Source organism: Amycolatopsis rhabdoformis, from assembly GCF_035918295.1.
In the GTDB taxonomy this organism is placed as follows: Bacteria; Actinomycetota; Actinomycetes; order Mycobacteriales; family Pseudonocardiaceae; genus Amycolatopsis; species Amycolatopsis rhabdoformis.
This window is the reverse complement of sequence record NZ_CP142149.1, coordinates 2,422,535-2,446,229: the sequence shown is the minus strand read 5'-3', so window position 1 is coordinate 2,446,229 and position 23,695 is coordinate 2,422,535. Positions and strand designations below refer to the sequence as shown.

Genomic DNA, 23,695 nt, shown 5'->3' with positions numbered 1-23,695 from the left:
GCACCGATCGGGGCCGGAACACCCCGGGGCCGAGGTTTCCGCCGCGCCGGATCGGGTACCCGGCCGCCGGGCGCGGCACGCGGTCCCAGCCAGGCCGTGCCCACAGGGCGTCGCCGGTCCACGAGGTCGGCGACGCCCCTCGACAACTTGGCCAGCCCTGATCGGCCTGAACGGCGCCCTGATCGGTTCCCCGAACCTCACGGTCCTCGGGCCCGGCCGCCGGCACCGTCCACTGTGGCCGGAACTCAGCCGAGCATCCGCAGCGTCTCCTCCCACACCCGGTTCGCCAGGGCCGGATCGAGCGCGTACGGCGCGACACCGCTCGCGCCCGGCGCGGGCTCCGGCTGCAGCGGTGCGACGGCGTTATCCTCGAAGTACTGTGCCGTCACCGCCGCAACCAGCGGCGAACCGGCGAGCAGCACCGACGTGGACGCGCCCTGCTCCGGCGTCTTCCAGCCCGGCGGCACGGCCAGCACGTCGCCCTTGCCGTCGAGGGCGCCGACGAAACCGAGCTGCGCCTCGTCGAGGTGGCGCTGCAGGTTGGTCATGATGCCCCCGGGGTGCAGCGCGTTGGCGGTGATGCCGTCGGCCGCCCAGCGTTCGGCGAGCGCGACGGTGAACAGGATCATCGCCGTCTTCGAGCGGGCGTACGCGGTCCACGCCTCGTACGGGGTGCGCTCGAAGTGCGGGTCGTCGAGGTCCACCTGCGCCATCAGGTGCGCCGAGGACGCGACGTTGACCACGCGCGCGTCGCCGGCTTCGGCGAGAGCGTCGTGCAGGCCGAGGGTGAGCGCCGCCGGGCCGAGGTGGTTCACGGCGAACTGCCGCTCCCACCCGTTGGCGGTGCGGGTGAGCTCGGGCAGCGCCATGATCCCGGCGTTGTTCACGAGGATGTGCAGCGGCCCGTCCCACGCGGCGGTGAACTCGGCGATGCTCGCGCGGTCGGCCAGGTCGAGCCGGCGCGCGGCGAGACCCTCGACCGCGGAGGTGTCGCGGACGGCGACGGTCACGTCGGCCCCGGCGGCGGCCAGCGCCCGGGCGGTGACGAGGCCGATGCCCGAGGCCCCGCCGGTCACCACGGCGCGGCGGCCGGTGAGGTCGACGCCGGCGAGCACCTCGGCGGCGGTGGACGAGGCGGTGAAAGCAGTGGTCATCCGGTGGTCTCCTGACTCAGAAGTCGGTGCTGCGGGCGAGGTTCTCGTCCAGCTCGGCGAGCCGGGCGGTGAGTGCGGCGCGGATGGCGCCGTAGGCGTCGCTGCCGAGGGCGAGGCGGCGCGGAGCGGGGGTCACGGCGGCGGACTCGATCACGGCCGCGGCGACCCGCGCCGGATCACCCGGCGCGGAGGCGGTGAGGTCGGCGCCGCTGCGCAGCAACCGGTGCACCTCGCCGACCGGCGTGCCGTCGTAGGCGGCGAGCGGTTCGGCGACCGACAGGGCCGCGCCGAACCCGGTGCGCACGACGCCGGGCTCCACCATCGTGATGCCGATGCCGAACGGCTCGACCTCGCCGATCACCGACTCCAGAAAGCCCTCCACGCCCCACTTCGACGCGTGGTAGAGGCTGCCGCCGGGACTCGAAATGTGCGCACCCATCGTGGTGGTCTGGATGATCCGCCCACCGCCCTGCGCGCGCAGGTGCGGCAGCACGGCGCGCACGAGCCGGATCGGCGCGGTGAGGTTCACCGCGATCTGCTCGTCGATCGCCTCGTCGGACAGCTCCTCCGCGGCCCCGAACGCGCCGCGCCCGGCGTTCGAGAACACGACGTCGATCCGGCCCAGCTCCGCGAACGCCTTGTCCACGACCGTGCGCAGCTCAGCCGGGTCGGTCACGTCCAGCCGCGCGGGCCACAACCGTTCGTGGCGCGGCAGTACCTCGGGCCGGCGCGCCGTGGCGGCGACCCGGTGCCCCCGGGCCAGCAGCTGTTCGGTGACCGCGCGCCCGATCCCCGCGGACGCCCCGGTGACGAACCAGGTCTGCATGCGAGTTTCCCTCCACATAGTTCCAACTGGTTGGTTTAATCTCGCGGCAGCGTCGAACCGGAGCACTAAACCAACCGGATGGTTTAAAACCTAGTCACTGCCGCCGCGGATTGTCAACCAGACAGTTGGATTATTACCCTGGGCCCATGACGTACGACTCGGACGCGACCCGCGCCCGTCTCCTGGAGGCGGCCCACGACGAGTTCCTCGAACGCGGCCTCGCCGGCGCCCGGGTGGACCGCATCGCGACCGCCGCCTCGGCCAACAAGCAGGCGATCTACGCCTACTACGGCTCGAAGAACGCCCTGTTCGACGCCGTCCTCGAAGCCCGCCTCGGCGTGCTGGCCGACCTCGTGCCCTTCACCCCCGACGACCTGCCCGGCTACGTCGGCGCGCTGTTCGACTACCTCGTGGCCGAGCCCGGCGTGATGCGCCTGATGCAGTGGAAGGCCCTCGAACGCCCCGAAGCCTCCGCGCAGGAGGTGCGGGCGCACGTGGACAAGGCCGCCGAGCTCTCGGCCGCCCACGACCTGGACCAGGAGCAGGGCGTGGACGCGCTGATGCTCACGCTAGCGCTGGCCCAGGCGTGGAACCTCACCCCGCCCGAGATCCGCTCCCCCGCCGGCCGCGAATCGGCCGCGCGGCTCAAGCGCCACCGCGCCGCTGTGATCCGGGCCACCGCGGCGGTCGTGGGCGAACTCCTCGGCGGTGCAACACACTGACGGACACGCAAGCACCGGACACGCAATCATTGCCGAGCACGGAGGGAGCCGTATGAGCCGCTACGCGCGTTTCGAGCACCTGAGGGTGGAGGGCCCGGACGAGCACGGTGTCGTCGAACTCGTGCTCGACGGACCGAACCTCAACGCCGTGAGCGAGGCCGCCCACGGCGACCTCGCCGACATCTGGCGCGAGTTCGACCGCGACCCGGCCGTGTACGCGGTGCTGCTGCGCGGCGAGGGCAAGGGGTTCTCCGCCGGCGGCTCGTTCGACCTCGTCGAGAAGCTGACCACCGACTTCGAGGCGCGCTCGCGCACCATGCGCGAAGCTCGGGACCTGGTCTACAACATCATCGACTGCTCGAAGCCCATCGTCTCGGCGATCCACGGCCCGGCCGTCGGCGCCGGGCTCGTGGCCGGGGTGCTCGCGGACGTGTCGGTGGTGACCAAGACCGCCAAGATCGTCGACGGCCACACGCGCCTCGGCGTGGCGGCCGGGGACCACGCGGCGATCTGCTGGCCGCTGCTGTGCGGCATGGCGAAGGCCAAGTACTACCTGCTCACCTGCCGCCCGATGACCGGCGAGGAAGCCGAGCGGATCGGCCTGGTCTCGCTGTGCGTGGACGAGGACGCCGAACTGCTGCCGACCGCGCGCGACCTCGCGCGGGAGCTGGCGCTGGGCGCGCCGAACGCCATCCGGTGGACGAAACAGAGCCTCAACGCGTGGTACCGGCAGCTCGCCGGCGCGATCTTCGACTCCTCGCTGGCGCTGGAGTTCTCCGGGTTCGCGGGGCCGGAGGCACGCGAAGGCCTGGCTTCGCACCGGGAACGCCGCAAGCCCGAATTCCCGCGGCTCTCGTCCGAGGACCGCGGCGGTGCCGATGCCTGAGGCATTGCTCGACGGCCTGCGCGTGGTCGAGATCTCCAGCTACGTCGCCACTCCCCTCTGCGGCCTCACCCTGGCGCAGTTCGGCGCCGACGTCGTGCGCGTCGAGCCCGTGGGCGGTGCCCCCGACCGCACCCGCTGGCCGCTGGCCGATTCGGGCACCAGCCTGTACTGGACCGGGCTCAACAAGGGCAAGCGCGCGGTCACGGTCGACTGGACGTCCGAAGTGGACCGGGCCCGCGTGGCCGACCTGATCGTCCACGGTGGACCGTGTGTCGTGGTGACCAACACCGACCGGCACCCGGAGCTCACCCACGCCGCGCTGTCGGCCCGGCGGCCGGACGTGATCCACGCGCTGCTGGAAGGCCGAGCCGACGGTGGTGCGGCCGTGGACTACACCGTGCAGGCGGCCACCGGGTTCCCGCTGATCACCGGCCCGGCCGGCGTGCCGGGACCGGTCAACCACGTGCTGCCCGCGTGGGACCTCGCCGCCGGCCTGTACCTCGCCACGAGCCTGCTCGCGGCCGAGCGCCGCCGCGGGCTCACCGGCCGGGGCGCTTCGCTGCGCGTCGCGCTGGAGGACGTGGCCCTCGCCACCGCCGGCAACCTCGGCTACCTCGCCGAGGCCCAGGTCACCGACCACGAGCGCGCCAAGTCCGGCAACGACATCCACGGCACCTACGGCCGCGACTTCACCACGGCCGACGGCGTGGCCGTGGTGATCGTGGTGCTCACCGAACGGCACTGGACGAAACTGCTGGCCGCGACCGGGCTCACCGCCGCGTTCGCCGCGCTGGCCGAGTCGCTCGACCTCGACTTCACCGGGGAAGCCGCCCGCTTCGAGCACCGCGACCTCATCTCCGCGCTGCTCGCGCGCTGGTTCGCCGCCACCACGTTCGCCGACGTGGCCGAGGCGCTCGACGAGCACCGCGTGCTCTGGCAGCGCTACCGCACCTTCGCCGAGGTCGGCCGCGACCCGGCGCTGGCCGAGGGAGGCCTGTTCGCCTCGCTGGACCAGCCCGGCGTCGGCCCGCACCTCGCACCGAAGTCGCCGGTCGTGGTCGACGGCACGCGGCCCGCGCCGAGGCCCGCACCGAGCGTCGGCCAGCACAACCCGGAGGTCTTCGCCGAGTAGGTCTTCGGCCGGGAGATCTTCGGTGGACGGGTCACGCGCGGTCCTTGTTCACCACACGCAGCACCAGCCACTGGTCGAACCAGGCGCCGATCGTGGTGAGTGTGAGCATCACCAGGGCGAGGACCAGGTGCGCGTAGCTGTGCAGCGGCGCCACACTGTCGGTCAGCCGCGTCAAGCCCAGCTGCACGAGCAGCCGCGCCACGAACAGCGCCACCACCAGGCCCACCGCCCGCTTGCGGCGCCACACCGCGCGCAGCAGCTGCCGACGCCGCGCGAGCATCGTGGACCACAGCAGCAGATGCACGCCGACGATCGCGAGCGGCAGCACCGCGATCCACGGGTACTTGTCCTGGAACTGCGCCGTGAGGTCACCGCTCGCCGCGAGCAGCCCCACCAGCACGAAGTACCACGCGGGCAGCCCTGTGATCCGGCCCTGGGGCAGCCGCTGCGTCTCCGGGATGAAGTCCGTGTTCAGCATCGGGGTCTCTCCGTCCGTCGCGTGCCGATGCGTCGAGACTCCCGGAACCGGGCCCGGCGAAGATCGACCGCGCGGACGAACCTGCGGCCCGGCCTCATACCTGCGGACGAGGAGTGCCGCGCCGCGGCGGGAGCTGGCTCGATCCCCGCAACCACGACGCGACCGCGGTCTTCGTCGACTCGAACCGCGAAGGCGTGAGGAGGCTCTGCGCCACGAGGTGGCCGGATCCGCCGCCGAGGCCCGCGCCCGGGTGCGTCGAGGCGCCGATGTGCCAGAGGCCGGGCACCGGGGTGCGGTGGTGGGCGGCGCTGGGCAGCGGGCGCCAGTGGAAACTCTGGTCGAGTTCGGCGGCGCCGCCGTAGGGATCGCCGGCGACGGCGTTGGGGTTGGCCGCCGTCAGGTCCGGTGGGGTGATCACGTCGACGGCCAGCACGGAATCGCGCAGGCCGGGTGCGTGCCGGGCGATGCGGTCGAGCACGCGGGAGGCGTAGGCCTGCGCGAGGGCCGGGTTCCAGCCGGCCGAAGTGTCGAGCTCGCCGGCCGCGTCGCCGCGCGGGGCGAAGGGGGTTTCCTGCAGCTGCAACCACAACGAGGCCGCGCCCGCGGGGACACGCGACGGGTCGAGCAGGTACTGCTGGCCGACCACGATCGTCGGCCGGGCGGGCAGCAGGCCGGCTTCCGCCTCGGCGCAGGCGATGCCCGTGCCGGCCGAACCGTCGCTCACGTGGACCAGCGGGATCTCGCGCAGCCGCTCGTCGCGCCAGTGCGGCGGTGCGGAGAGGGCGACGTGGATCTGCAGCTCGGCCCGGCCGTAGCGGAAGCGGCGGGCCTCGTCGGTCACCTGCGCCGGCACCGACCCCGCCGGCAGCAGCTCGCCGTACAGCGCCGTCGGAGTCACCGACGCGACCACGGCCCGTCTGGCCCGCAGCGTCTCGCCACCCGCCACGACCCCGGTCGCCCGGCCGTTGTCCACGAGGATGCGCTCCACCGGCGCGCCGGTGCGGATCTCCACGCCGCGCTCCGCCAGCAGCGACCGGAACGCCTCGACGAACCGGCCGGCCCCGCCCTCGACCACGGGCGGGCCGAAGCCGTGCAACGTCGCGGCCAGCACCGGCACGAGGAACCCACCCGAAGCCTGGTCGGGCGCCAGGCCGGCGTGCAGCAGCCACGGCACCCACAGCTGGTCGACCTCCGTGCCGGTGAACTCCCGCGCGCACCACGATCGGCCGCTGGTCACGAGGTCGCGCAGCCACCGTTCGGTCCCGGCGCGGCCGAGCCCTCGTGCCAGCCCGCCGGCGTGGCGCAGCATCGCGGGCGAGCGCAGCTCGGCACCCATCAGCCCGCCGACCGGCCCGGCCTGGTCGAGGAAGTCCTGCAACGCTTTCAGGTACCGGCCGCGGTCTTCGGCGTGCCCGAACTGCTCCGCGGTGCGCTCCGGGTCGCGGTGCGCCACCACGGCGCGCCCGTCGTCGGCGATGCTCGCGACGAGCGGGCCGTCGGTGTTGCGGTACACCAGCCCGTGCCGGTGCAGCTCCTCCCCCAGCTGCGCGTACGCGCCACCGGACACGAACAGCGGATGCCACGACGAGAACGTGTCGTGCACGTACCCCGGCAGCGTGCGTTCGCCGCTCGCGATGAACCCGCCGAGCCGCTCCTCACGCTCGACCAGCGTCACCGACCACCCGGCGCCCGCGAGCTCGGCCGCCGCCACCAGCCCGTTGATCCCACTGCCGACCACGATCGCGTCGGACATCGGCACTCCCCTCAGGCCAGGTGCGCCCGCACCGACTCCTGCCCCGGATCAGTCCAGCCCTTCGACGCGGCGTAGGCGATCATCTCGCCGAAACCGTCCGTCCACTGTGGATCGCCCGCCGGACCCTGGTCGCGCAGCCACGCCACCGCGAGCCACGCGTGCCCTTCGGCCGCCCTGCCCGCACCGGCCGTTCGCAAAGCCGAGTCCACGTCGGTCTCGCTGAGCCCGTCGGCCCGCTCGACCGACAGCGAGGTCAGCTCCGCGGCCTCGACCACCGACGGCCGCAGCTGCGCACTGATGAGCACCTTCACGCTTCGTCCCCTTCCGGCCCGCTGACGCAGGAACACGCCGCTCTCCGAGCGGCCTCGTCGAGTCTGCCGCACCGGCGCGAGCCGCGCCCGCCGTCCTCGGCTTCCGCATGTTCCAGCGGGCCAGCGAGATGCCGGGATTCGTCGCGTTGCACCGCTTCGACGTGCCGGACGGGCGCGAACTCCTCGAGATGACCCGCTCGTACACGAAGGCGTCCTCGACGTTCCAGGCGTCTCCCGCCGACGACCACGCCGCCGACGAGCTCGCGTCCCGGCTGCGGGCGAAGTCGGCGACGTAACCCCTGGTACCTGGCCGGCAGGCGCGCAACGACAGTGCGACGACCAAGATCCTTTGTGGACACCCGCGCGATCCGGCTGACGCCCGCGCGCACCGGATGGCCCCGCCGCGGCCGCGCGGCCAGACTTCCGCACACCACATCGGCACCGCACCTCGAGGAGAGGCCATGGTCAAGCCCGTCGCCGACGGCAAGGGATTCAAGCTGGGGCTGTTCTCGGCCAACTGCTCGTCCGGGCTGGCGGTGACGAAGATCCCGGAGCGCTGGTCGGGCAGCTGGGAGGACAACCTGCGCCTGGCCGAGCTGGCCGACGAGGTCGGCCTCGACTTCCTGCTGCCGATCGCGCGCTGGATCGGCTACGGCGGCGAGACCAACTTCCACGAGGGCGTGCTCGACCCGACCACCCTCGCGGCGGCGCTGCTGGCCCGCACCCGGCGGATCACGGTGTTCACCACCGTGCACACCGCGTTCAACCACCCCGTGGTGGTCGCCAAGCAGCTCGCCACCGCCGATCTGGTCGGCAGCGGCCGCGCGGGGATCAACATCGTGGCCGGCTGGAACGAACCCGAGTACCGCGCCCTGGGCGCCGATCTGCCGACCGAGCACGACGCACGGTACGCGCTGGCGCAGGAGTGGTGGGACGTCGTGCGCCGGATCTGGACCGAGGAAGGCCGGTTCGACCACGAAGGCCGGTTCTTCCGGCTCGAAGGCGTGGAGGGCATGCCGAAGCCGCACGACGGGCCGTTGCCGGTGCTCAACGCCGGTTCGTCGACGCAGGGCCGCGGCTTCGCGGCGCGCAACGCCGACGTCGCGTTCACCATCGTCGGCGGGCCCGAGGACGGCGCCGGCATCGTCGAGGCGATCCGCGCCGAGGCGCAGCGAGAGCACGGTCGCCAGGCCGGCGTGTTCACCCTCGGTCACGTCGTGTGCCGGCCGACGCGCGCCGAGGCCGAGGAGTACCTGCACTACTACGCCGACGAGCACGCCGACTGGGCCGCTGTCGACAACCTCATGCGGCTGCAGGGCCTGCACGCGCAGTCGTTCACCCCCGAGATGCTCGAGACGTTCCGCGCCCGGTTCGCCGCCGGCCACGGCAGCTGCCCCCTGATCGGCACGCCCGACGACGTCGCCGACCGAATCGCGGCGTTCCACGAGGCCGGGTTCGCCGGGATGACGCTCTCGTTCGTGGACTACGCGGGCGAGCTTGGCTACTTTGCCCAGGAAGTGCTGCCGCGCCTCGAGGCCCGCGGGACCCGGGCCCCCGCCGGCTGACGCGACCGAGAGGAGCCGCCGGTGACCGCGACGACGGGGTACCCGCACCGCGCCCACGACGGGACGCTGCTCGCGCCGTCGCTGCGGTCCACGCGGCTCACCGACCTGCGCGATCGCGTGCAGGACGCCACCGTGGTGCACGAGATCGGCGTGCGCCGCGGCCGCCCGGACGGCACGGTGGCCGTGGCGGCGCTCGGCGCGCTCAACCTGGTCGTGGTCCGCTACGGCGCCCAGGTGACCGTGGATGCCTTCCCGACCCGCAACCGCTTCGCGCTCACCGTGCCGCTGGGCCCGATGCGCGTGTCGGCGCCCGAGATCCGGAACGAGGTGCTCACGTCGGGCTTCGCCCTCGCCGGCGACGCGCACACGGTGATGCGCCCCGACCCGCACGCGGGCGCGCTCGTGCTGTCGGCCCGCATGTCCCGCGTCGAGGAACACCTCGGCACGCTGCTGGGCCGCCCGCCGCACACCGCGCTGCGCTTCCTGCCGCCCACCGCACCGGCGGCGGGCCCGTCCGCGCTGCTCGACTCCGCGTGGCGCACCGCCTGCCTGGCGCTGGCCGACACCCGCGCCCCGCTCGGCCCGACCGTGCTGCGGGCGCTCGAAGACCAGTTGCTCACGGCGATCCTGCTCGGCCTGCCGCACACGTCGTCGGCCGAACTGCTGGCCGGCCCCGCCGACCCGCCGGCCGACGCGGTCGAGCGGGCCCGCGCGTGGCTCGACGACCACCACGCCGAACCGCTCACCGTCGCCGACATCGCCCGTGCCGGCGGCCTCGGCCCACGGCAGCTGCAGGAGCAGTTCCGGCGCCGCCTCGGCACCACCCCGACCGCGCTGCTGCGCGACCTCCGCCTCGGCCACGCGCACCGCGCGCTGCTCGGCGCCGACGGCCCGGAAAGCCGGACGGTGGCCGAGATCGCGTACTCCTGCGGGTTCACGCACCTGAGCCGCTTCGCGCAGGACTACCGCGCCCGCTTCGGCGAACTGCCTTCCGAAACCGCGCAGCGATCCCGGTGACCACAATGGACAGTGCGTGGTCCTGGAGAGTGCCGGGTGGTAAGAGCGCCTGGTAGTAAGAGCGCCTAGTGGCTGTGCACCGGCCGCAGCCGCTGCGCGACTTCCGCGACGAGCTCGTACGACCGCCGCCGGTCCGCGTGGTCGAACACCGGCGTGGTGATCATCAACTCGTGCGGCCCGGCGCGGTCGAGCAGGCCCTGCAGCCGGTCCTGCACGGTCTCCGGCGAGCCGGCCACGAGGTGATCGCTGTGGGCCGTGATCTCCTCGGGGTCGGCGTCGGACAAGCCCACGGCCGCCGTTTCGGGATCCGGCAACAGGATCCGCCGACCGCGGTGGCGGCTCAGCGCCTTGAGCCGCGCGGGGCCGGCCAGCCACGCGGCGTGGACGTCGGTGTCCGCCGCGATCACGGCGACGCTGAGCAGCGTGGGGCGCACGGTGATCCGGCGGTACTCGGCGAGCGCTTCGACCGCCTCGCGGGCGTTCAGGTGGTGGGCGTAGGCGTACGGCAGGCCGAGCCCGGCGGCGGTCCGCGCGCCGGCCGCGCTCGAGCCCAGCACCCAGACGTCCGGCACGTTGCCGATCGCGGGCACCGCCGGCACCGGCCTGTCGCCGGCGAAGTAGGCCAGCAGGTCCTTCACCTGCTCCGCAAAGGGTTCCGCCGCGCGGTCCGCCGAACCGCGCACGGCGGCCACCGCGGCGCGCGGACCACCGGGCGCGCGGCCGAGTCCGAGATCGATGCGGCCGGGGTGGAACGCGGCCAGGGTGCCGAACTGCTCGGCCACCACGATCGGCGCGTGGTTCGGCAGCAGCACCCCGCCGGCCCCCACGCGGATCCGGCTCGTCTCCGCGGCGATCTGCCCCACCACCACGGCCGGCGCCGAACTCGCGACGCCGCGCATGCCGTGGTGCTCGGGCACCCAGTAGCGGTGGTAACCCAGGTCCTCGGCCAGCACCGCGAGGTCGACGGTGCGGCGCAGGGCTTCGCGCGCCGTGGAGCCTTCGACGATCGGGGAGGTGTCGAGCACCGAGACGCGCACGGCTCCTGCCTACCACGAAGCCGCGAAAGCCGCGCGCAAACACGAAAACGGCGGCGCGCTCGAAAGGGAGCACACCGCCGTTTCCGATCCGGCCGGTCTCAGTCGACCTTCATCTCGCCCAGCTCCGACCAGCTGTCCTGGTCGAGGGTGGTGTTGATGATGTCCGGGGTCTTCTGCAGGTACTGCGGGAAATCCGCCTGCGCCTTCTTGAAGTGATCGGCGTTGACGTGCGCCCCGGCCGCGTCGTCTTCGAAGGCCTCGACGAGGACGTACTCGTTCGGGTTGTCGAGGCTGCGGGACCAGTCGAACCACTTGTTGCCCGGTTCGGCGCGCGTGGCCGCGGTGAACTCCCGCGAGAGCTCCGGCCACCGGTCCGCGTACTCCGGTTTGATCTGCCACTTCACGGTGATGAAGATCATCTGTTCCTCCTTCGTGCCCTCAGCAGCGTAGCGCCGGCGAGCGCGCGTCCGCTGTGGACGGCGCGCTCGCGGCGCCACGCTCACGGGATCAGGATCGCCCGGCCGCGGATGCGGCCCCCGTCGAGGTCGTCGAGCGCCTGCTGGAAGTCGTCGAGCGCGTACTTGGTGGTGTGCAGCTTCACCTTGTCCTGCGCGGCCAGCACCATCAGCTCGCACAGGTCGGTGTAGGACCCCACGAGGTTCCCGATGAAGTTGATCTCCGTGGAGATCACGTCGATCGTCGGGATGTTGATGTTCTCGCCGTAACCGACGACGTGGTAATCACCCGCACGGCGCAGCATCGCCACCCCGTCACGCGTCGCGCCGCCCTCGCCCACGAAGTCGACCACGACCTCCGCGCCGTGGCCGCCGGTCAGCTCCTGCACCGCGGCCACGTGCCCGCCGTCGGCGACCACGCCGTGGTCCGCACCGATCGACTCGGCCAGCTTCACGGCCTCGGCGTTGCGGTCGACCACGATCAGCTCGGCCGCCGTCATCGCCTTGAGCACCTGGATGCCGATGTGCCCGAGCCCGCCGGCACCGATCACCACGCACTTGTCGCCCGGCCGCAGCCGGCGCGCGGCCTTGGCCGCCGCGTGGTAAGCGGTGAGGCCGGCGTCGGCCAGTGCCGCGACGTCCGCGGGCTCCAGCGAGTCGTCGAGCTTCACGACGCTGCGCGCCGAGGTCTTGAGCACCTGCGCGTAGCCGCCGGCGGTGTCGATGCCGGGGAACTGGCTGTTCTCGCAGTGCACGTCGTCGCCGCGCCGGCACGCGGGGCACAGCCCGCACGTGATCAGCGGGTGCACGATCACCTTGTCGCCCTCGGCGACGTTGGTGACCGCCGAGCCCACGGCCTGCACCCAGCCCGCGTTCTCGTGCCCGATCGTGTAAGGCAGCGTGACGCCGGACTTCTCCGCCCACTGCCCCTCGAGGATGTGGAGGTCGGTGCGGCACACGCCGGCCCCGCCGATGCGCACGAGCACGTCGTGCGGCCCGGTCACCTCGGGCTCGGGGACGTCGGACATCCGCAGCTTCTGGTCGTACCCGACGACCTGGACTGCCTTCACGAAGCTCGTGCCTCCTCACCGGCGACTGCCGAAACGGACGGGTCGTGGGGCCGGGCCGTCTGGTCCGTCTCCGACCCGGGGTAACGCGTGCGCAGCAGGCCGCGGCAGAAGTGCGCGTTGCCGTCGATCGAGATCCGGATCGACCGGGCGAAGCGCAGCCGCAGCGGCACCTCCTCGCGCGGGTAGGGCGCGCCGTGCTCGTCCACGAGCACCGGTTCACCCGGTTCGACGCTCAGCCCGAGCGCCTCCCGCCGCCGCAGCAGTGCGTCGGTGGTGCGCCCGGCGGGCAGACCGCCGAGCGTGACGTCGTGCAGATCTTCCTCGCGCAGCGCCGGATTTGCACGCAGCAGCCCCGTGAGCGCCCGCTCCATGGCGGCCGTGTGGGCCTTGCGGCGGAAGGTGAGCCGCAGCTCGTCGAGGTCCTTCTCGGCCTCGGAGCCGAACGTGCCGAGGTACCCGGCGTCGGCGGCGAGGCCCCGGTTGATCAGGTCGGAATCGTGGTGGTCGTCGAGCTGCACGACCACGCGCTCCACCCCCGGCAGGGCGGTGAGCACGTCCTTCGCGTCCGAGGCCATCAGGTACGCGAAGTTGGGCGAGCAGAACGAGGTCGGCAGCCGCAGGTGCACGGTGAGCTCGTGGTCGGCGACGGCCACGGAACGCACGAACCCGAGATCGGTGATGGGTTCGTCGAGCTCCGGGTCGTACACCGAACCGAGCGCGCCGAGCGCACGCTGTTCGAGATCGGGCATCAGGCAACCGCCGCCGCTTCCGCCTTGGCGTCCGCCGGCGGGTTCTTCACCTGCAGCTCCGCGGGCACCGGGATGTCGTACATGGCCGCGGCGTTGAGGCCCAGGATCTTCTTCTTGATGTCCGTGGTGAGCGGCGCGTACTCGGTCATGTCCTCGGGGATCTGGAAGTCCACGAACTTCTCCACGAGCCACTTCGGCGTCCAGATCGCGTAGTCGCTGGAGAACTGGATGCGGTTCTCGTCGAGCCAGTACAGCAGCTCGCCGATGATCTGCGCGAAGTAGCGCGGGCGCGTGTGGATGAACGGCATCGCGACGGCCAGGCCGGCGTGCACGTTCGGCTCCTGCGTGGCGATCCAGCAGAAGTCCTCGAGCCGCGGCAGGCCGCAGTGCTCGATCACGAAGTTCAGCTCGGTGAAGTCGGTGGCCACCTTGTCCACGTCGGCCACGTCGAAGGCGTCGCGGTCGAGCGGGCGGATCGTCGGGCCCTTGTGGATGTGGATGTTCTTGATCCCCAGCTCCTGGGCGGCCTCCAGGTAGCGGTAGCTCCACTTGTCGTCGAGCTTCCAGCCGCGCGAGTCACCGAACCACTCGGCCGTGTAGAGCTTGGCACCCTTGAGGTTGAACCGCTTGGCGTCTTCCCGCAGCTGCTTGAGGCCGTCCTCGCCGTAGCGCGGGTCCCAGCAGTGGTTGTAGGTGAGCTTGTCGGGGTTCTTCTGCGCCAGCGCGAACGCCTCGTCGGTCTGGCCGAAGTTGTTGTTGTAGAACGCGGGCAGGGCCGCGGGCTGGAAAATGGCGTGGTCCACGTAGCCGTCTTCGAAGATGTCCTTCATCAACCGCTCGCCACCCTGGTACAGGTACTCGTCGTACCCCCACACCTCGGACTCGGGGCTGAGGTTGCGGTGGTAGTCGTAGAAGCAGTCGATGAACTGCTTGCCGTGGATGTTCCGCTGGTTCTCCGGCCGCGCGTCCCAGAGCGCGATGTGCGCGTCGAGGATGAAGTACTTCTCGCCGTCCTTGCTGTACATGGGCTTTCCTCCGCATTCGTGACCACATCGGCACGTCGAGACCGGAACTTAGGGGGATCATGGCCGGTGCGGGTGGGCCATGCTGTCTCGATTTGAGACATCGGCCCGTACCGCGGTTACCCTGGGAACTCGTAGCCTTGGCCGAGCCGGACACACGATCGGCACGAGACGCAGAGTGGCGTCTTCCGGGAGGTGGCATGACACGCGGTGAGGGGCTCGAGCCCCGGGGCGACACCACGCCGAGGCTGCGCGCTTCGTGGCAGCGCAGCGCGCGCTACGGAGTGCCCGGCGACGAGGTGAAACCCGTGTTCACGGCCACCGTCGACACCGGCTCGCTGCTGTTCGAATGCGGCGACGAGGTGCTGCGGGCGCTGCACGCGACGCTGGCCAACGAACCGATCAGCCTGATGCTCACCGACAGCGAAGGCCTCGTGCTCAGCCGCCGGTGCGGAGACCCGGGTATCACGCGTTCGCTGGATCGGGTGCACCTCGCGCCCGGGTTCTCCTACGCGGAGAACAACGCCGGCACCACCGGCCTCGGCATGGCGCTGGCCGACCGGGCCCCGACGCTGGTGCGCGCGGGCGAGCACTACTGCTCCAGCCTGCGCGGCTACACGTGCGCCGCGGTGCCGGTGCTCGACCCGATCACCGGCTCGCTCGCCGGCAGCGTGAACCTCACGACGTGGTCGGAGCAGTCCTCGGGCCTGCTGCTCGCACTGGCCCAGACCGCCGCCGGGCACACCAGCTCGCTGATGCTGGCGCGCGCCTCGGGCCGCCGCCCGCGCCCGGCCCCGCGCGGCGAGGTCTTCCGCGTCTACGCCGACCGCATCGACCCGCCCGAGCTTTCGGCCGCCTGGCACCACGCCCTGCTCGAGGCGATGGACACGATGACCGGCGGCCGCACGGTCGCGGTGGTCGGCGAGCCCGGCGTCGGCAAGACGGCGCTGGCCGCGCTCGCCCGCCGCGAGCTGCACCCGCGCGAACGCGTGCTCAACGCGCGCCCGCCCGCCCCGGACGACGTGGACGCGTGGCTCGCGATGTGGGCCCCGGAGGTCGGCAAACCGGACACCTGCGTGATCGTCTCCGGCGTCGACACCCTGCCGGCCTGGGCCGCCGGCGAGCTCGCCACCCGCTTCGCCGACAGCCGCGACGGTTTCGTCCTCACCGCAACGGATTCCACCGCCATCCCGAAGGCGCTGCTGTCCTTCGTGGACACCGCCGTCGAGCTGCCACCCCTGCGCCTGCGGCCCGACGACATCCTGCCCCTGGCGCACCACTTCGCCCACCGCGCCCGCGGCCGCGCCGTCTCGTTCACCCCGGCCGCCGCCCGCGCCCTGACCACCCACGACTGGCCCCAGAACGCCAAACAGCTGCGCCGCGCCGTCACCGAGGCCGCCGGCCGCGCCGACACCATCGACACCCACCACCTGCCCCCCGAGGTGTTCACCACCCCCGGCCACCGCCTCAGCCGCCTGCAGTCCCTCGAACGCGACGAGATCGTCCGCTGCCTCGCCCAGCCCGGCGCCACGGTCGTCCGCGCGGCCGCCGAACTCGGCATGGGCCGCGCGACGATCTACCGGAAGATGGCCCAGTACGGGATCAAGAACCGGCAGCTGCGTTCCTGAGATCCGGTGCGGGGGTCCGGTTCGGGCGGCTGTAGGCGAGGCTGCCCGACCTCCCGCGGCTTGTCTGCCGCCTGAGGACGAGAGCCGTTGCCTACAGTTCGGTAATGGCGTCAGCTGCCCGTGCTTCGGCTGGTGGTCCGCGACCTGAGCACGGGAGCCCGTTGCCGACGGTTCGGAGGGGTGTCACAGGCGCTGTGCCGGGTCATCGTGCTCAACGGCCCGTCGAGCTCGCTCAATACGAGCACCGGCCAGGCTCTGCTGCGCCGGGCCCGGCGGGAATTCCACCGCGCGATCGCCCCACACCTCGGCCGGCGGCGACGTAATCATGGAATCCGCCGACTGCGCCCGCGAGATCGTCGGGCGGTTCGCCACGATCGGCCGGCCTGAGGCGTTCGCACGGCTCCGCCGAGATCGCCGAAGCCCGGCGTCGGTGCGCGTCGAGGCTTGACCTCGCCGTCACGCCCCGTCAGGAGCGCGAACCCCGCCGCAGCATGTAGGGCGTTATACACCCTCTTCGGGACTGTCGCCGAGGCGCTCGAGGAGGCAGGGTGGGGTCCGGGTGTCCGCTCGGAGAAGGAGCGTGAGTCGAGATGCCGTGGTTCCCGGACTTCGTGAACGCCGCCGAGTTGGCGCGCAAGCAGACGCGCGTGGAGGGGCACGCGGATCCCGTCGGGCAGTTCTTCGCGGCGCTGACCGAGGGTGACGCGCAGCCGCTCGAGGCGGTGTGGCCCGGGGAGGTCGTGGTGTACGACCCGCGGGCCGGGGAGGTCCGCGGGCGCAAGGAGCTGCGGCGGTTCGTGCAGGTCAACCAGACCTGGCTCGGTGAGCAGCACGCTCGCGCGGAGACGATCGCGACCACGCGCGCCGGCGGGCGGGCCGTGGTGGAGCTGCTGGCGAGGCTCGGCGACGACGGGCAGGTGGCCTGGCCGGTGGCGGTCGTGGCGGAGTCGGCCGACGAGCGGTCGGTGGTGTTCCGCACCTACTGCAGCCAGTGGCCGGTCGACGGGAAGCGGCACCTGCGTCCCGCGATCCTCGCGTCGGCCGACACGCCGCTCGGCGACGTGGTCGGGCACTACCTCGAGGCGCTCGACGCCGGGGACGCCGGCGCGCTCGTGGCCACCTTCTCCCCCGGCGGTTACCTGCGCGAGCCGATCGGCGCCCACGCGCGCCACACCGGTCCCGACGAGTTGCGCGAGTTCTTCACCCGGACGCTCGCCGCCGGCGGGGTGCACCTGGAGCCGTGTGTGGTCACCGACGACGGGGTGCGCTGCGTGCTCGAATACACCTGCGTGCACTGGGGCAGCCACGACGTGCCCCCGCAGGCCGGCGTGTGCGTGTTCGACCGCGGCCCGGACGGGTTGCTCAGCGCGGTGCGCGTGTACGACGACATCGAGGCGCCCGCCGCGTGACCGGCGGGATCACTCCGTCCGGGCGATGCGGCCCGCGGCCGTCCGGCCGAGACTGGGCTCGACCGTCCTGAAAGGAGCCGAGGCCGTGGACATGAAGCTCGAAGTGGTGGTGCTGCCGGTCGCGGACGTCGACCGCGCCAAGGCGTTCTACACCGGGCTCGGCTGGCGGGAGGACGCCGACTACACCGACGCCTCGGGCTTCCGCGTCGTGCAGCTGACCCCGCCCGGGTCGCCGTGCTCGATCATCTTCGGCTCGGGCGTGAGCGCCATCGAACCCGGCACGGCGCAGGGCCTGCACCTCGTGGTCACCGACATCGACGCCGCCCGCGCCGAGCTCGCCGGCCTCGGTGTCGCCGTGAGCGAGGTCTTCCACGACGCGGGCGGCGTGTTCCATCACGCCGGCACCGCCGACCGGGTGCCCGGCCCCGCGCCCGAGCACCAGAGCTACGGCTCGTTCGCCTCTTTCGCCGACCCGGACGGCAATGGCTGGCTGCTGCAGGAGATCACCGAGCGGCTACCGGGCCGCTGACCGCGTACGCCCCTGGCAGTACGGCCGAGTGCCGTTGCTCGACGGACGACGGCCACGCGATTTCCCCCGACGATGGACCGCACAGCACCGGCCATCGGCGGAGGAGGCGGCATGGCGACCGGACAGGGGTGGCGACTCGGCGCCCGCACCCGGAAGTGGTACCTCGTCGGGCACCTCGTGTCCGCGGCGGCGTGGTTCGGCCTCGACCTCGCGCTGGGCATCCTCGCGGTCACGGCGATGGTGACCGACGACCCCGCCGTGATCACGACTTCCCTGCACGCCCTGCAGTTCTTCGCGGTGTGGCCGATGTTCGCGGCGAGTGTGCTCACGCTCGCCACCGGCACCGTGCTCGGGTTGAGCAGCAGGTACGGCCTGGTCCGGTACTGGTGGGTCGTCGCGAAGCTGGCGGTGAACGTGCTCATGGCCGTGCTGATCCTCGTCGCGCTGCGGCCGGGGATCGACGCCGCCGGGAATCCGGCCGATCTGCTGCCACCGGTGGTCGTGGCGCCCAGCCTGCTGCTGTTCTCCTACCTGGCGACGGTGTTCAAACCGTGGGGCCGCGTGCGGCGGACGCCGGCCGGGAAAACGCTCGTCCGCGACACAGCGTGAGCGAAAAGGCGACGGTGGCCCGATAGCGTACAAGATCGTTTTCGAGCGCGCGGTGATCGCATTTCCTGTTAGCGTCGATCGTGAAAAGCCTTGGGACGGCCCGGGATCGACAGGGAGGAAATGACCATGATTCACCTTCGCCGGATTCTCGGTCACGTCGTGAGCGGCTTCGCCACCGCGGGCTTGTGCGTGAGCGGACTCGCAGTCGCCGAAGCCTGATTCACCATTCTCAGTGATTCTTTTCGCGAAAAAGAATCACCTTTTCCCACCACTCGTGGTGACCACGAACGGCACCGGCCGCGTCCTGCAGTACGGTGACGTTCCGTGTCCTCCGAGAAACCCCTGACCGCGCGCCAGGCCGCTGCCGAACAAACCCGGCGGAAGCTGCTCGACGCCGCGCTGCAGGAGTTCTCGCGGCGGCCCTACCTCGAGGTCACGGTCGGCGACATCGCGCGCACGGCCGGCGTGGCCCACGGGCTCGTGTCCCACCACTTCCAGGGCAAGCAGGGCGCCTACGTCGCCGCGGTCACCGAAGTCCACGAGCAGCTGCGCGAAGCAGAAGAAGCCGAGCTTCCCGCCGCCGTGCCCGACCGCATCCGGCAACGCTTCCGCGGCTTCCTCGGTTTCCTCGCCGAGCACCCCGACCGCGCGCTGAACCTGGTCCTCGTCGGCGGCCGCGACGAGGTGTTCGCCGATCTGCGCGACCGGAACCTGCGGGTGCTCGCCGGGCTGCTCGGCCTGGACCCGGACAACCACGCCCTGGCCGCGGCCCTGCGGTCCTTCGCCGACGCGGCCGAACGGCTCACGGCCGACTGGCTGCGCGCCGAGCGGCCCTTCGAGCTCGAAGCGCTCGTGGCCGCCTTCTGCGCTCTGCTCGCCGGCGCCCTGCGCGCCGCCCACGAGCTCGACCCGGCACTCGACGTCACGCGGGCCCTCACCTTGCTCTGACCGGCCGGTTTCACCACCGACCGGTTTCGGCGTACGCTGATCATTGATTAACAGTCAATGACTGATGTTCAGCAAGGAGACCCGATGAAGCTCGGCGTGACACTGCCGCAGAACGCGAAGTTCGATCCCCGCACCGACCTGGTGCGCGGCGCCCGCGAAGCCGAAGCGCTCGGCTACGACAGCGTCTGGGTGGCCGAACGGGTGCTCTACCCCGAAGACCAGACCGGCATCCACCGCCTCACCGAGTACGGCGACGGCGCGTGGCCCGACGTCTACCGCAAGGTGCTCGACCCGATCGTCGCGATGACGATGGCCGCGACCGCGACCACCCGCGTGACCATCGGCTCGTCGGTGCTGCTGCCGCCGCTGCACCAGCCCTACCGGCTGGCCAATTCGCTGGCCGCGATCGGCGCGGTCAGCGGCGGCCGCGTGATCGCGGGCCTCGGCACGGGCTGGTCCGTGGACGAGTTCGCCGCCACCGCGCCGCGCCCGATGGCCGAACGCGGCGACGCCCTCGAGGAGTTCCTCGACGTGGCCGACGCGGTGTGGGGCCCGGACCCGGCCTCGTTCGAAAACGAGCGCTACCGCTTGTGGCCGGCCGAAACCGGCCCCAAACCCGCCGAGCGGATCCCCGTGTTCCTCGGCGGCTGGTCGCGCAAGCCGCTCGACCGCGTCGCGCGCCGCGCCGACGGCTGGCTGCCGGTGATGGTGCCGCCCGCGCAGGTCGCCACCACGCTGACGGACCTGCGCAAGCAGGCCGAGGCGCACGGGCGTGACCCGCAGGCGCTGCGCTGCATCGCGATCATCGCGCTGGGCGGTGAGTTCGTTCGCGTGCGCACCGAAGACCGCGCGCCGTACCAGGGCAGCATCGAGCAGATCCTGGGCGACCTCGCCGAACTCGGTGCCGCGGGCGTGGAGGAATCGGTGCTGACGCTGCACACCATCTCGCGCGACATCGAGGAGTACAGCGACCTTCTCGCCCGCTTCCACACGGAGTTCCGCGCCGCCGGGCTCTGACCGCGGCGATCCGGACCGCCGCGGCGCCCGCGTGGCCCGAACCGTCCCGGTCGCACCGCCCGCCGGGGGACGACCGGGCAGATCTCGCTGGTCTGTTCGTGTCGTTCCGTGGTCGAGGGCTCACGCACGGCACACCCCGGGGCTAGGGTCCGAGTCGATCTTGCGGCGAGGTGGAGGGGGATTCGGTGACGGTCAACAGGCGCGGTTTCCTGACCGGGGTGGCGGGTGCGGTCGGCGCGGTGGGCCTCGGCACGGCCGGCGCGGGACTCGCGGTGGCCGAGCCGCGCGCGGGCCGGCCGCTGGCGGTACGGCAGGGCACGAACGTCGCGGCGCAGGTCTCGCCCGACGGCCGGCTCGTGGCGCTGGACCTGCTCGGCGTGCTGTGGCTCGTGCCGGCCGGTGGTGGGCAGGCGAAGCGGCTGACCGGCGACCTGTTCGACATCGCCGTGCCCACGTGGTCGCCGGACAGCACGACGCTGGTTTTCCAGTCCTACCGCGAAGGCAGCTTCGACCTCTGGACGATCCACGCCGACGGCACCGGCCTGCACCGGCTCACGAGCGGTCCGTTCGACCACCGCGAACCGGTGTTCTCGCCCGACGGCACCACCATCGCCTTCTCCTCGGACGCACCGGGCAGCTACGGCATCCACCTGCTCGACGTGGCGTCGGGCAAGACCACGCTCGTCACCGACACCGCCGACGAGGAGTACGAACCGGCGTGGTCACCGGACGGCACCAAGCTCGCGTTCGTGGCCGCCGGCACCAGGATCGACGTGGTGACCGTCGCCGGCGGCGCGCGCAGCACGCACGTGAGCGAGCCCGGCACGGTGTTGCACAGTCCGATGTGGACACCGGATGGCGCCGACCTGGTCTACGCGCGCTACTCCGGTGGTCTGCCGCCGATCGCGGTCGGCGCCGCGGAGCTGGTGCGCGGCGGGAAACCGCTGTTCTCCGGCGAGGACGTGTTCCCGTTCCGCGTTTCTTGGCTCGGTAAGGACGAATACTTCTACACCGCCGACGGCGCGCTGCGCAAACGCGGCCTCGCCGGCGGCGCGGCCACCGACATCCCGTTCACCGCTCCCCTCTCGGTCGCGAACGGACCGGTGTACGCGCGGCCGCGGGACTTCACCTCCACGACGCCGAAAGCCGTGCTCGGCATCGGCAGCCCGGTACTCTCGCCCGACGGTCGCAGCGTCGCGTTCCGCGCCCTCAACGACATCCAGATCATGCAGCTCGGCCGCGCCCCGCGTCCGCTGACCGGCGACGGCTGGTGGAAGAGCGATCCCGCGTGGTCCCCCGACGGCACGCGGCTCTCGTACTCCACCGACCGCGGCGGCACGCTCGACCTCTGGATCCGCGACCTGAAAACGGGGCAGGACCGACAGCTCACGAACCTGCCCGACCTCGCCGCGGTGTCGGGCACCTGGTCGCCCGACGGCGAGCGGATCGCGTTCCTCGACCAGACCGGCGCGCTGCACACGGTGGAGGTCGCGACCGGCGTGGTGCGGCAGATCTTCACGGCCACGTTCGAACCCGGCCGCCCGACGTGGTCGGCCGACGGCAAGGTGCTCGCGCTCGCCGCGGTGAAGCCGTATTCCGCGCGCTACCGCGAAGGGCTCAGCAAGATCCTGCTCGTGGACGTGGCGACCGGCAAGGGCCGTTACGTGGACCCGATGCCCGAGCGCTCGCTGCAGACCCGTGGCGACGACGGACCGGTGTGGTCGCCCGACGGCCGGCGGATGGCGTTCGTGGTGGCCAGCGTGCTCTGGGTCGTCGACGTGCACGCCGACGGCACGTTCGCGGGCAAGCCGCGGCAGCTCACCGACGAGGTCACCGACGCGCCGAGCTGGAGCGGCGACTCGCGCACGCTGCTGTACCTCAACAACGGCCGGCTGCGCCTGGTCCCGGTCTCGGGCGGCACCCCGCGCACCGTGCCGACCAACCTGACCTGGACCAACACCCGCAGCCGCGGCCGCGTGGTGGTCCGGGCCGGCCGGATGTGGGACGGCACCTCACGCACGCTGCGGTCCGAGGTGGACATCGTGGTGGACGGCGGCCGGATCACCGGCGTCGAGCGCGCCGGCAGCGGACTCGACGGCACGATCGTCGACGCGCGGGGCGGAGTGGTCGTTCCGGGCCTGATCGACATGCACAACCACCGCCAGATGCAGGGCTACGGCTACGGCGATCGCCAGGGCCGGCTCTGGCTGTCACTCGGCTTCACCACCACCCGCTCCCCCGGCAGCCCGGCGTACCACATGGTGGAGGAACGCGAGTCGATCCAGTCCGGCGCGCGGATCGGGCCGCGGTACTTCGCCACCGGCGAGGCGATCGACGGCTCGCGCATCTACTACAACTTCATGCGCCCCACCTACGACGACCGCCAGCTGGACCTCGAACTGGAACGCGCGGAGAAGCTCGACTACGACCTGCTCAAGGCCTACGTGCGGCTCAGCCCCGAGAGGCACCGGCGCGTGATCGAGTGGGCCCACGCCCGGAACTTGCCGGTGACCTCGCACTACCACCACCCGGCGCTCGCGTTCGGCGGCGACGGCATGGAACACATGGGTGCCACCAACCGGCTCGGCTACTCGCGCACGGTGTCGCTGCTCGGCACCGGCTACGACGACGTGGTGGAGCCGTTCGTGCGCCGCGGCGCCGCACGCACGCCCACGCTGTTCGCCGCCACCGCGCTGTTCCGCGACGACACCAGCCTCGTGACCGATCACCGCGTGCGGACGCTGTACCCGGCGTGGGAGTACACGTCGCTGCAGAACTCCGTGACCGCCGCGAAATCCGCGGACCAGACCGCGCTGCTGGACAACCTGCGGCGCCAGGTCGCCCAGGCGGCGGCGATCCTGCGCGGCGGCGGCCGGGTGGTGACCGGCACCGACTCCCCCATCGACCACACCGCCGTGAGCACGCACATGAACCTGCGCGCGATGGTGAAGTACGGCTTCACGCCGTACGAAGCGCTCACCACCGCCACCAGCATCGCCGGCGAGGTGCTCGGCGAGCCGCTGGGCCGCGTCGCGCGCGGCTGCTACGCGGATCTCGTGGTGCTCGGCGGCGACCCGCTCACCGACATCACCGCCGCGGCCGACGTCCGGCAGACGCTCGTCGCCGGTCGCGTGCACACCGTCGACGATCTGCTCGCTCCGTTCACGAAAACCGCGTCGACCACCGCGGTGAACACGCGGCTCGCCGCCGTGCCGGACCACCCCGCCAACGCCGCTTTCTGGTGGCACGACCCGCACTACGTGGCCACGGCACGCACGTCGTGCTGCAGCGGGCACTAGGTCCGCCGCGAGATTGATCTAACTGCAGATCCGGTCTGATCCCTTGCCATGATGGACTGGCGTGAGCAGTCAGATCGAG

At 72.1% G+C, this 23,695-nt stretch carries 23 protein-coding genes; 13 read left to right on the top strand and 10 right to left on the bottom strand.

Translation table 11 applies throughout. The annotated features are described in order from the left end of the window. Positions 1 to 245 precede the first annotated feature (245 nt). Together VSH64_RS11465 and VSH64_RS11460 are read right to left on the bottom strand one after the other, a co-directional pair. Complete coding sequence (locus VSH64_RS11465) at positions 246 to 1,154, bottom strand: SDR family NAD(P)-dependent oxidoreductase (RefSeq protein ID WP_326835527.1); 909 nt, start codon at positions 1,152 to 1,154, stop codon at positions 246 to 248. Between the two features lie 16 nt (positions 1,155 to 1,170). After that, complete coding sequence (locus tag VSH64_RS11460; RefSeq protein WP_326835526.1) at positions 1,171 to 1,980, bottom strand: SDR family oxidoreductase; 810 nt, start codon at positions 1,978 to 1,980, stop codon at positions 1,171 to 1,173. A 146-nt stretch (positions 1,981 to 2,126) separates the two neighbouring features. Between VSH64_RS11460 and VSH64_RS11455 the strand changes: the two genes are divergently transcribed. The 3 genes from VSH64_RS11455 to VSH64_RS11445 are packed head-to-tail and all read left to right on the top strand — an operon-like array spanning position 2,127 to position 4,720. Further along, the gene (locus tag VSH64_RS11455) at positions 2,127 to 2,702 is read left to right on the top strand and encodes a TetR family transcriptional regulator (protein WP_326835525.1); all 576 of its coding nucleotides are present in this window, start codon (positions 2,127 to 2,129) and stop codon (positions 2,700 to 2,702) included. Between the two features lie 52 nt (positions 2,703 to 2,754). Continuing rightward, positions 2,755 to 3,588, top strand: a complete 834-nt coding sequence (locus VSH64_RS11450; protein WP_326835524.1) for an enoyl-CoA hydratase/isomerase family protein — start codon at positions 2,755 to 2,757, stop codon at positions 3,586 to 3,588. Beyond that, on the top strand, positions 3,581 to 4,720 hold the full coding sequence (locus VSH64_RS11445) for a CoA transferase (RefSeq protein WP_326835523.1): 1,140 nt from the start codon (positions 3,581 to 3,583) through the stop codon (positions 4,718 to 4,720). Before VSH64_RS11450 ends, VSH64_RS11445 begins: the two co-directional genes overlap by 8 nt. A gap of 31 nt (positions 4,721 to 4,751) precedes the next feature. Here the strand turns inward: VSH64_RS11445 and VSH64_RS11440 are convergent, their stop codons facing one another. From VSH64_RS11440 to VSH64_RS11430, 3 genes are all read right to left on the bottom strand, one after another. Beyond that, positions 4,752 to 5,198 carry a hypothetical protein gene (locus VSH64_RS11440; protein ID WP_326835522.1) on the bottom strand — a complete coding sequence of 149 codons (447 nt, stop codon included), beginning with the start codon at positions 5,196 to 5,198 and terminating at the stop codon, positions 4,752 to 4,754. Positions 5,199 to 5,292: 94 nt separating this feature from the next. After that, on the bottom strand, positions 5,293 to 6,951 hold the full coding sequence (locus tag VSH64_RS11435) for a phytoene desaturase family protein (protein ID WP_326835521.1): 1,659 nt from the start codon (positions 6,949 to 6,951) through the stop codon (positions 5,293 to 5,295). An 11-nt stretch (positions 6,952 to 6,962) separates the two neighbouring features. Next, entirely contained in the window at positions 6,963 to 7,262 is a 300-nt protein-coding gene (locus tag VSH64_RS11430; RefSeq protein ID WP_326835520.1) for a hypothetical protein, read from the bottom strand. A 107-nt stretch (positions 7,263 to 7,369) separates the two neighbouring features. Between VSH64_RS11430 and VSH64_RS11425 the strand changes: the two genes are divergently transcribed. The 3 genes from VSH64_RS11425 to VSH64_RS11415 all read left to right on the top strand — a co-directional run bounded on the left by VSH64_RS11425 (position 7,370) and on the right by VSH64_RS11415 (position 9,844). After that, positions 7,370 to 7,558 carry a hypothetical protein gene (locus VSH64_RS11425; RefSeq protein WP_326835519.1) on the top strand — a complete coding sequence of 63 codons (189 nt, stop codon included), beginning with the start codon at positions 7,370 to 7,372 and terminating at the stop codon, positions 7,556 to 7,558. Between the two features lie 165 nt (positions 7,559 to 7,723). After that, entirely contained in the window at positions 7,724 to 8,827 is a 1,104-nt protein-coding gene (locus VSH64_RS11420) for an LLM class flavin-dependent oxidoreductase (RefSeq protein ID WP_326835518.1), read from the top strand. A 21-nt stretch (positions 8,828 to 8,848) separates the two neighbouring features. Then, positions 8,849 to 9,844 (top strand): helix-turn-helix transcriptional regulator, encoded by a 996-nt coding sequence (locus VSH64_RS11415; protein ID WP_326835517.1) that lies wholly within the window; start codon positions 8,849 to 8,851, stop codon positions 9,842 to 9,844. A gap of 65 nt (positions 9,845 to 9,909) precedes the next feature. Here VSH64_RS11415 and VSH64_RS11410 read toward each other — a convergent pair whose 3' ends face one another. The 5 genes from VSH64_RS11410 to VSH64_RS11390 form a co-directional block, all read right to left on the bottom strand. Further along, a complete protein-coding gene (locus VSH64_RS11410; protein WP_326835516.1) occupies positions 9,910 to 10,881 on the bottom strand; it encodes an LLM class flavin-dependent oxidoreductase in 972 nt (323 codons plus the stop codon). A gap of 98 nt (positions 10,882 to 10,979) precedes the next feature. Continuing rightward, the gene (locus VSH64_RS11405; RefSeq protein WP_326835515.1) at positions 10,980 to 11,300 is read right to left on the bottom strand and encodes a putative quinol monooxygenase; all 321 of its coding nucleotides are present in this window, start codon (positions 11,298 to 11,300) and stop codon (positions 10,980 to 10,982) included. Positions 11,301 to 11,380: 80 nt separating this feature from the next. Next, positions 11,381 to 12,406: an NAD(P)-dependent alcohol dehydrogenase gene (locus VSH64_RS11400; RefSeq protein WP_326835514.1), complete on the bottom strand. Its 1,026-nt coding sequence runs from the start codon at positions 12,404 to 12,406 to the stop codon at positions 11,381 to 11,383. Further along, on the bottom strand, positions 12,403 to 13,155 hold the full coding sequence (locus VSH64_RS11395) for an iron-sulfur cluster assembly protein (RefSeq protein ID WP_326835513.1): 753 nt from the start codon (positions 13,153 to 13,155) through the stop codon (positions 12,403 to 12,405). Before VSH64_RS11395 ends, VSH64_RS11400 begins: the two co-directional genes overlap by 4 nt. Further along, positions 13,155 to 14,180 (bottom strand): amidohydrolase family protein, encoded by a 1,026-nt coding sequence (locus VSH64_RS11390; RefSeq protein WP_326835512.1) that lies wholly within the window; start codon positions 14,178 to 14,180, stop codon positions 13,155 to 13,157. The genes VSH64_RS11395 and VSH64_RS11390 overlap by 1 nt, the downstream gene beginning before the upstream one ends. Before the next feature lie 197 nt (positions 14,181 to 14,377). On the opposite strand from VSH64_RS11390, the gene VSH64_RS11385 reads away from it, so the two are divergent. The 7 genes from VSH64_RS11385 (at position 14,378) to VSH64_RS11355 (ending at position 23,616) form a co-directional block, all read left to right on the top strand. Continuing rightward, entirely contained in the window at positions 14,378 to 15,805 is a 1,428-nt protein-coding gene (locus VSH64_RS11385; RefSeq protein ID WP_326835511.1) for an AAA-type ATPase lid domain-containing protein, read from the top strand. Positions 15,806 to 16,395: 590 nt separating this feature from the next. Then, on the top strand, positions 16,396 to 17,214 hold the full coding sequence (locus tag VSH64_RS11380) for a nuclear transport factor 2 family protein (protein WP_326835510.1): 819 nt from the start codon (positions 16,396 to 16,398) through the stop codon (positions 17,212 to 17,214). A gap of 91 nt (positions 17,215 to 17,305) precedes the next feature. After that, on the top strand, positions 17,306 to 17,743 hold the full coding sequence (locus VSH64_RS11375; RefSeq protein ID WP_326837936.1) for a VOC family protein: 438 nt from the start codon (positions 17,306 to 17,308) through the stop codon (positions 17,741 to 17,743). Positions 17,744 to 17,854: 111 nt separating this feature from the next. Beyond that, entirely contained in the window at positions 17,855 to 18,352 is a 498-nt protein-coding gene (locus VSH64_RS11370) for a hypothetical protein (protein WP_326835509.1), read from the top strand. A 324-nt stretch (positions 18,353 to 18,676) separates the two neighbouring features. Further along, positions 18,677 to 19,300 carry a TetR/AcrR family transcriptional regulator gene (locus VSH64_RS11365; RefSeq protein WP_326835508.1) on the top strand — a complete coding sequence of 208 codons (624 nt, stop codon included), beginning with the start codon at positions 18,677 to 18,679 and terminating at the stop codon, positions 19,298 to 19,300. Positions 19,301 to 19,384: 84 nt separating this feature from the next. Continuing rightward, a complete protein-coding gene (locus tag VSH64_RS11360; RefSeq protein WP_326835507.1) occupies positions 19,385 to 20,317 on the top strand; it encodes a TIGR03619 family F420-dependent LLM class oxidoreductase in 933 nt (310 codons plus the stop codon). Between the two features lie 185 nt (positions 20,318 to 20,502). Continuing rightward, entirely contained in the window at positions 20,503 to 23,616 is a 3,114-nt protein-coding gene (locus VSH64_RS11355) for an amidohydrolase family protein (protein WP_326835506.1), read from the top strand. Positions 23,617 to 23,695 lie beyond the last annotated feature (79 nt).

What these genes read in the sequence shown, in the direction of transcription:
- VSH64_RS11465 (WP_326835527.1), bottom strand. Translation starts at nt 1,154, where the DNA reads ATGACCACTGCTTTCACCGCCTCGTCCACCGCCGCCGAGGTGCTCGCC.
- VSH64_RS11460 (WP_326835526.1), bottom strand. Translation starts at nt 1,980, where the DNA reads ATGCAGACCTGGTTCGTCACCGGGGCGTCCGCGGGGATCGGGCGCGCG.
- VSH64_RS11455 (WP_326835525.1), top strand. Translation starts at nt 2,127, where the DNA reads ATGACGTACGACTCGGACGCGACCCGCGCCCGTCTCCTGGAGGCGGCC.
- VSH64_RS11450 (WP_326835524.1), top strand. Translation starts at nt 2,755, where the DNA reads ATGAGCCGCTACGCGCGTTTCGAGCACCTGAGGGTGGAGGGCCCGGAC.
- VSH64_RS11445 (WP_326835523.1), top strand. Translation starts at nt 3,581, where the DNA reads ATGCCTGAGGCATTGCTCGACGGCCTGCGCGTGGTCGAGATCTCCAGC.
- VSH64_RS11440 (WP_326835522.1), bottom strand. Translation starts at nt 5,198, where the DNA reads ATGCTGAACACGGACTTCATCCCGGAGACGCAGCGGCTGCCCCAGGGC.
- VSH64_RS11435 (WP_326835521.1), bottom strand. Translation starts at nt 6,951, where the DNA reads ATGTCCGACGCGATCGTGGTCGGCAGTGGGATCAACGGGCTGGTGGCG.
- VSH64_RS11425 (WP_326835519.1), top strand. Translation starts at nt 7,370, where the DNA reads ATGTTCCAGCGGGCCAGCGAGATGCCGGGATTCGTCGCGTTGCACCGC.
- VSH64_RS11420 (WP_326835518.1), top strand. Translation starts at nt 7,724, where the DNA reads ATGGTCAAGCCCGTCGCCGACGGCAAGGGATTCAAGCTGGGGCTGTTC.
- VSH64_RS11405 (WP_326835515.1), bottom strand. Translation starts at nt 11,300, where the DNA reads ATGATCTTCATCACCGTGAAGTGGCAGATCAAACCGGAGTACGCGGAC.
- VSH64_RS11395 (WP_326835513.1), bottom strand. Translation starts at nt 13,155, where the DNA reads ATGCCCGATCTCGAACAGCGTGCGCTCGGCGCGCTCGGTTCGGTGTAC.
- VSH64_RS11390 (WP_326835512.1), bottom strand. Translation starts at nt 14,180, where the DNA reads ATGTACAGCAAGGACGGCGAGAAGTACTTCATCCTCGACGCGCACATC.
- VSH64_RS11385 (WP_326835511.1), top strand. Translation starts at nt 14,378, where the DNA reads ATGACACGCGGTGAGGGGCTCGAGCCCCGGGGCGACACCACGCCGAGG.
- VSH64_RS11380 (WP_326835510.1), top strand. Translation starts at nt 16,396, where the DNA reads ATGCCGTGGTTCCCGGACTTCGTGAACGCCGCCGAGTTGGCGCGCAAG.
- VSH64_RS11375 (WP_326837936.1), top strand. Translation starts at nt 17,306, where the DNA reads ATGAAGCTCGAAGTGGTGGTGCTGCCGGTCGCGGACGTCGACCGCGCC.
- VSH64_RS11370 (WP_326835509.1), top strand. Translation starts at nt 17,855, where the DNA reads ATGGCGACCGGACAGGGGTGGCGACTCGGCGCCCGCACCCGGAAGTGG.
- VSH64_RS11360 (WP_326835507.1), top strand. Translation starts at nt 19,385, where the DNA reads ATGAAGCTCGGCGTGACACTGCCGCAGAACGCGAAGTTCGATCCCCGC.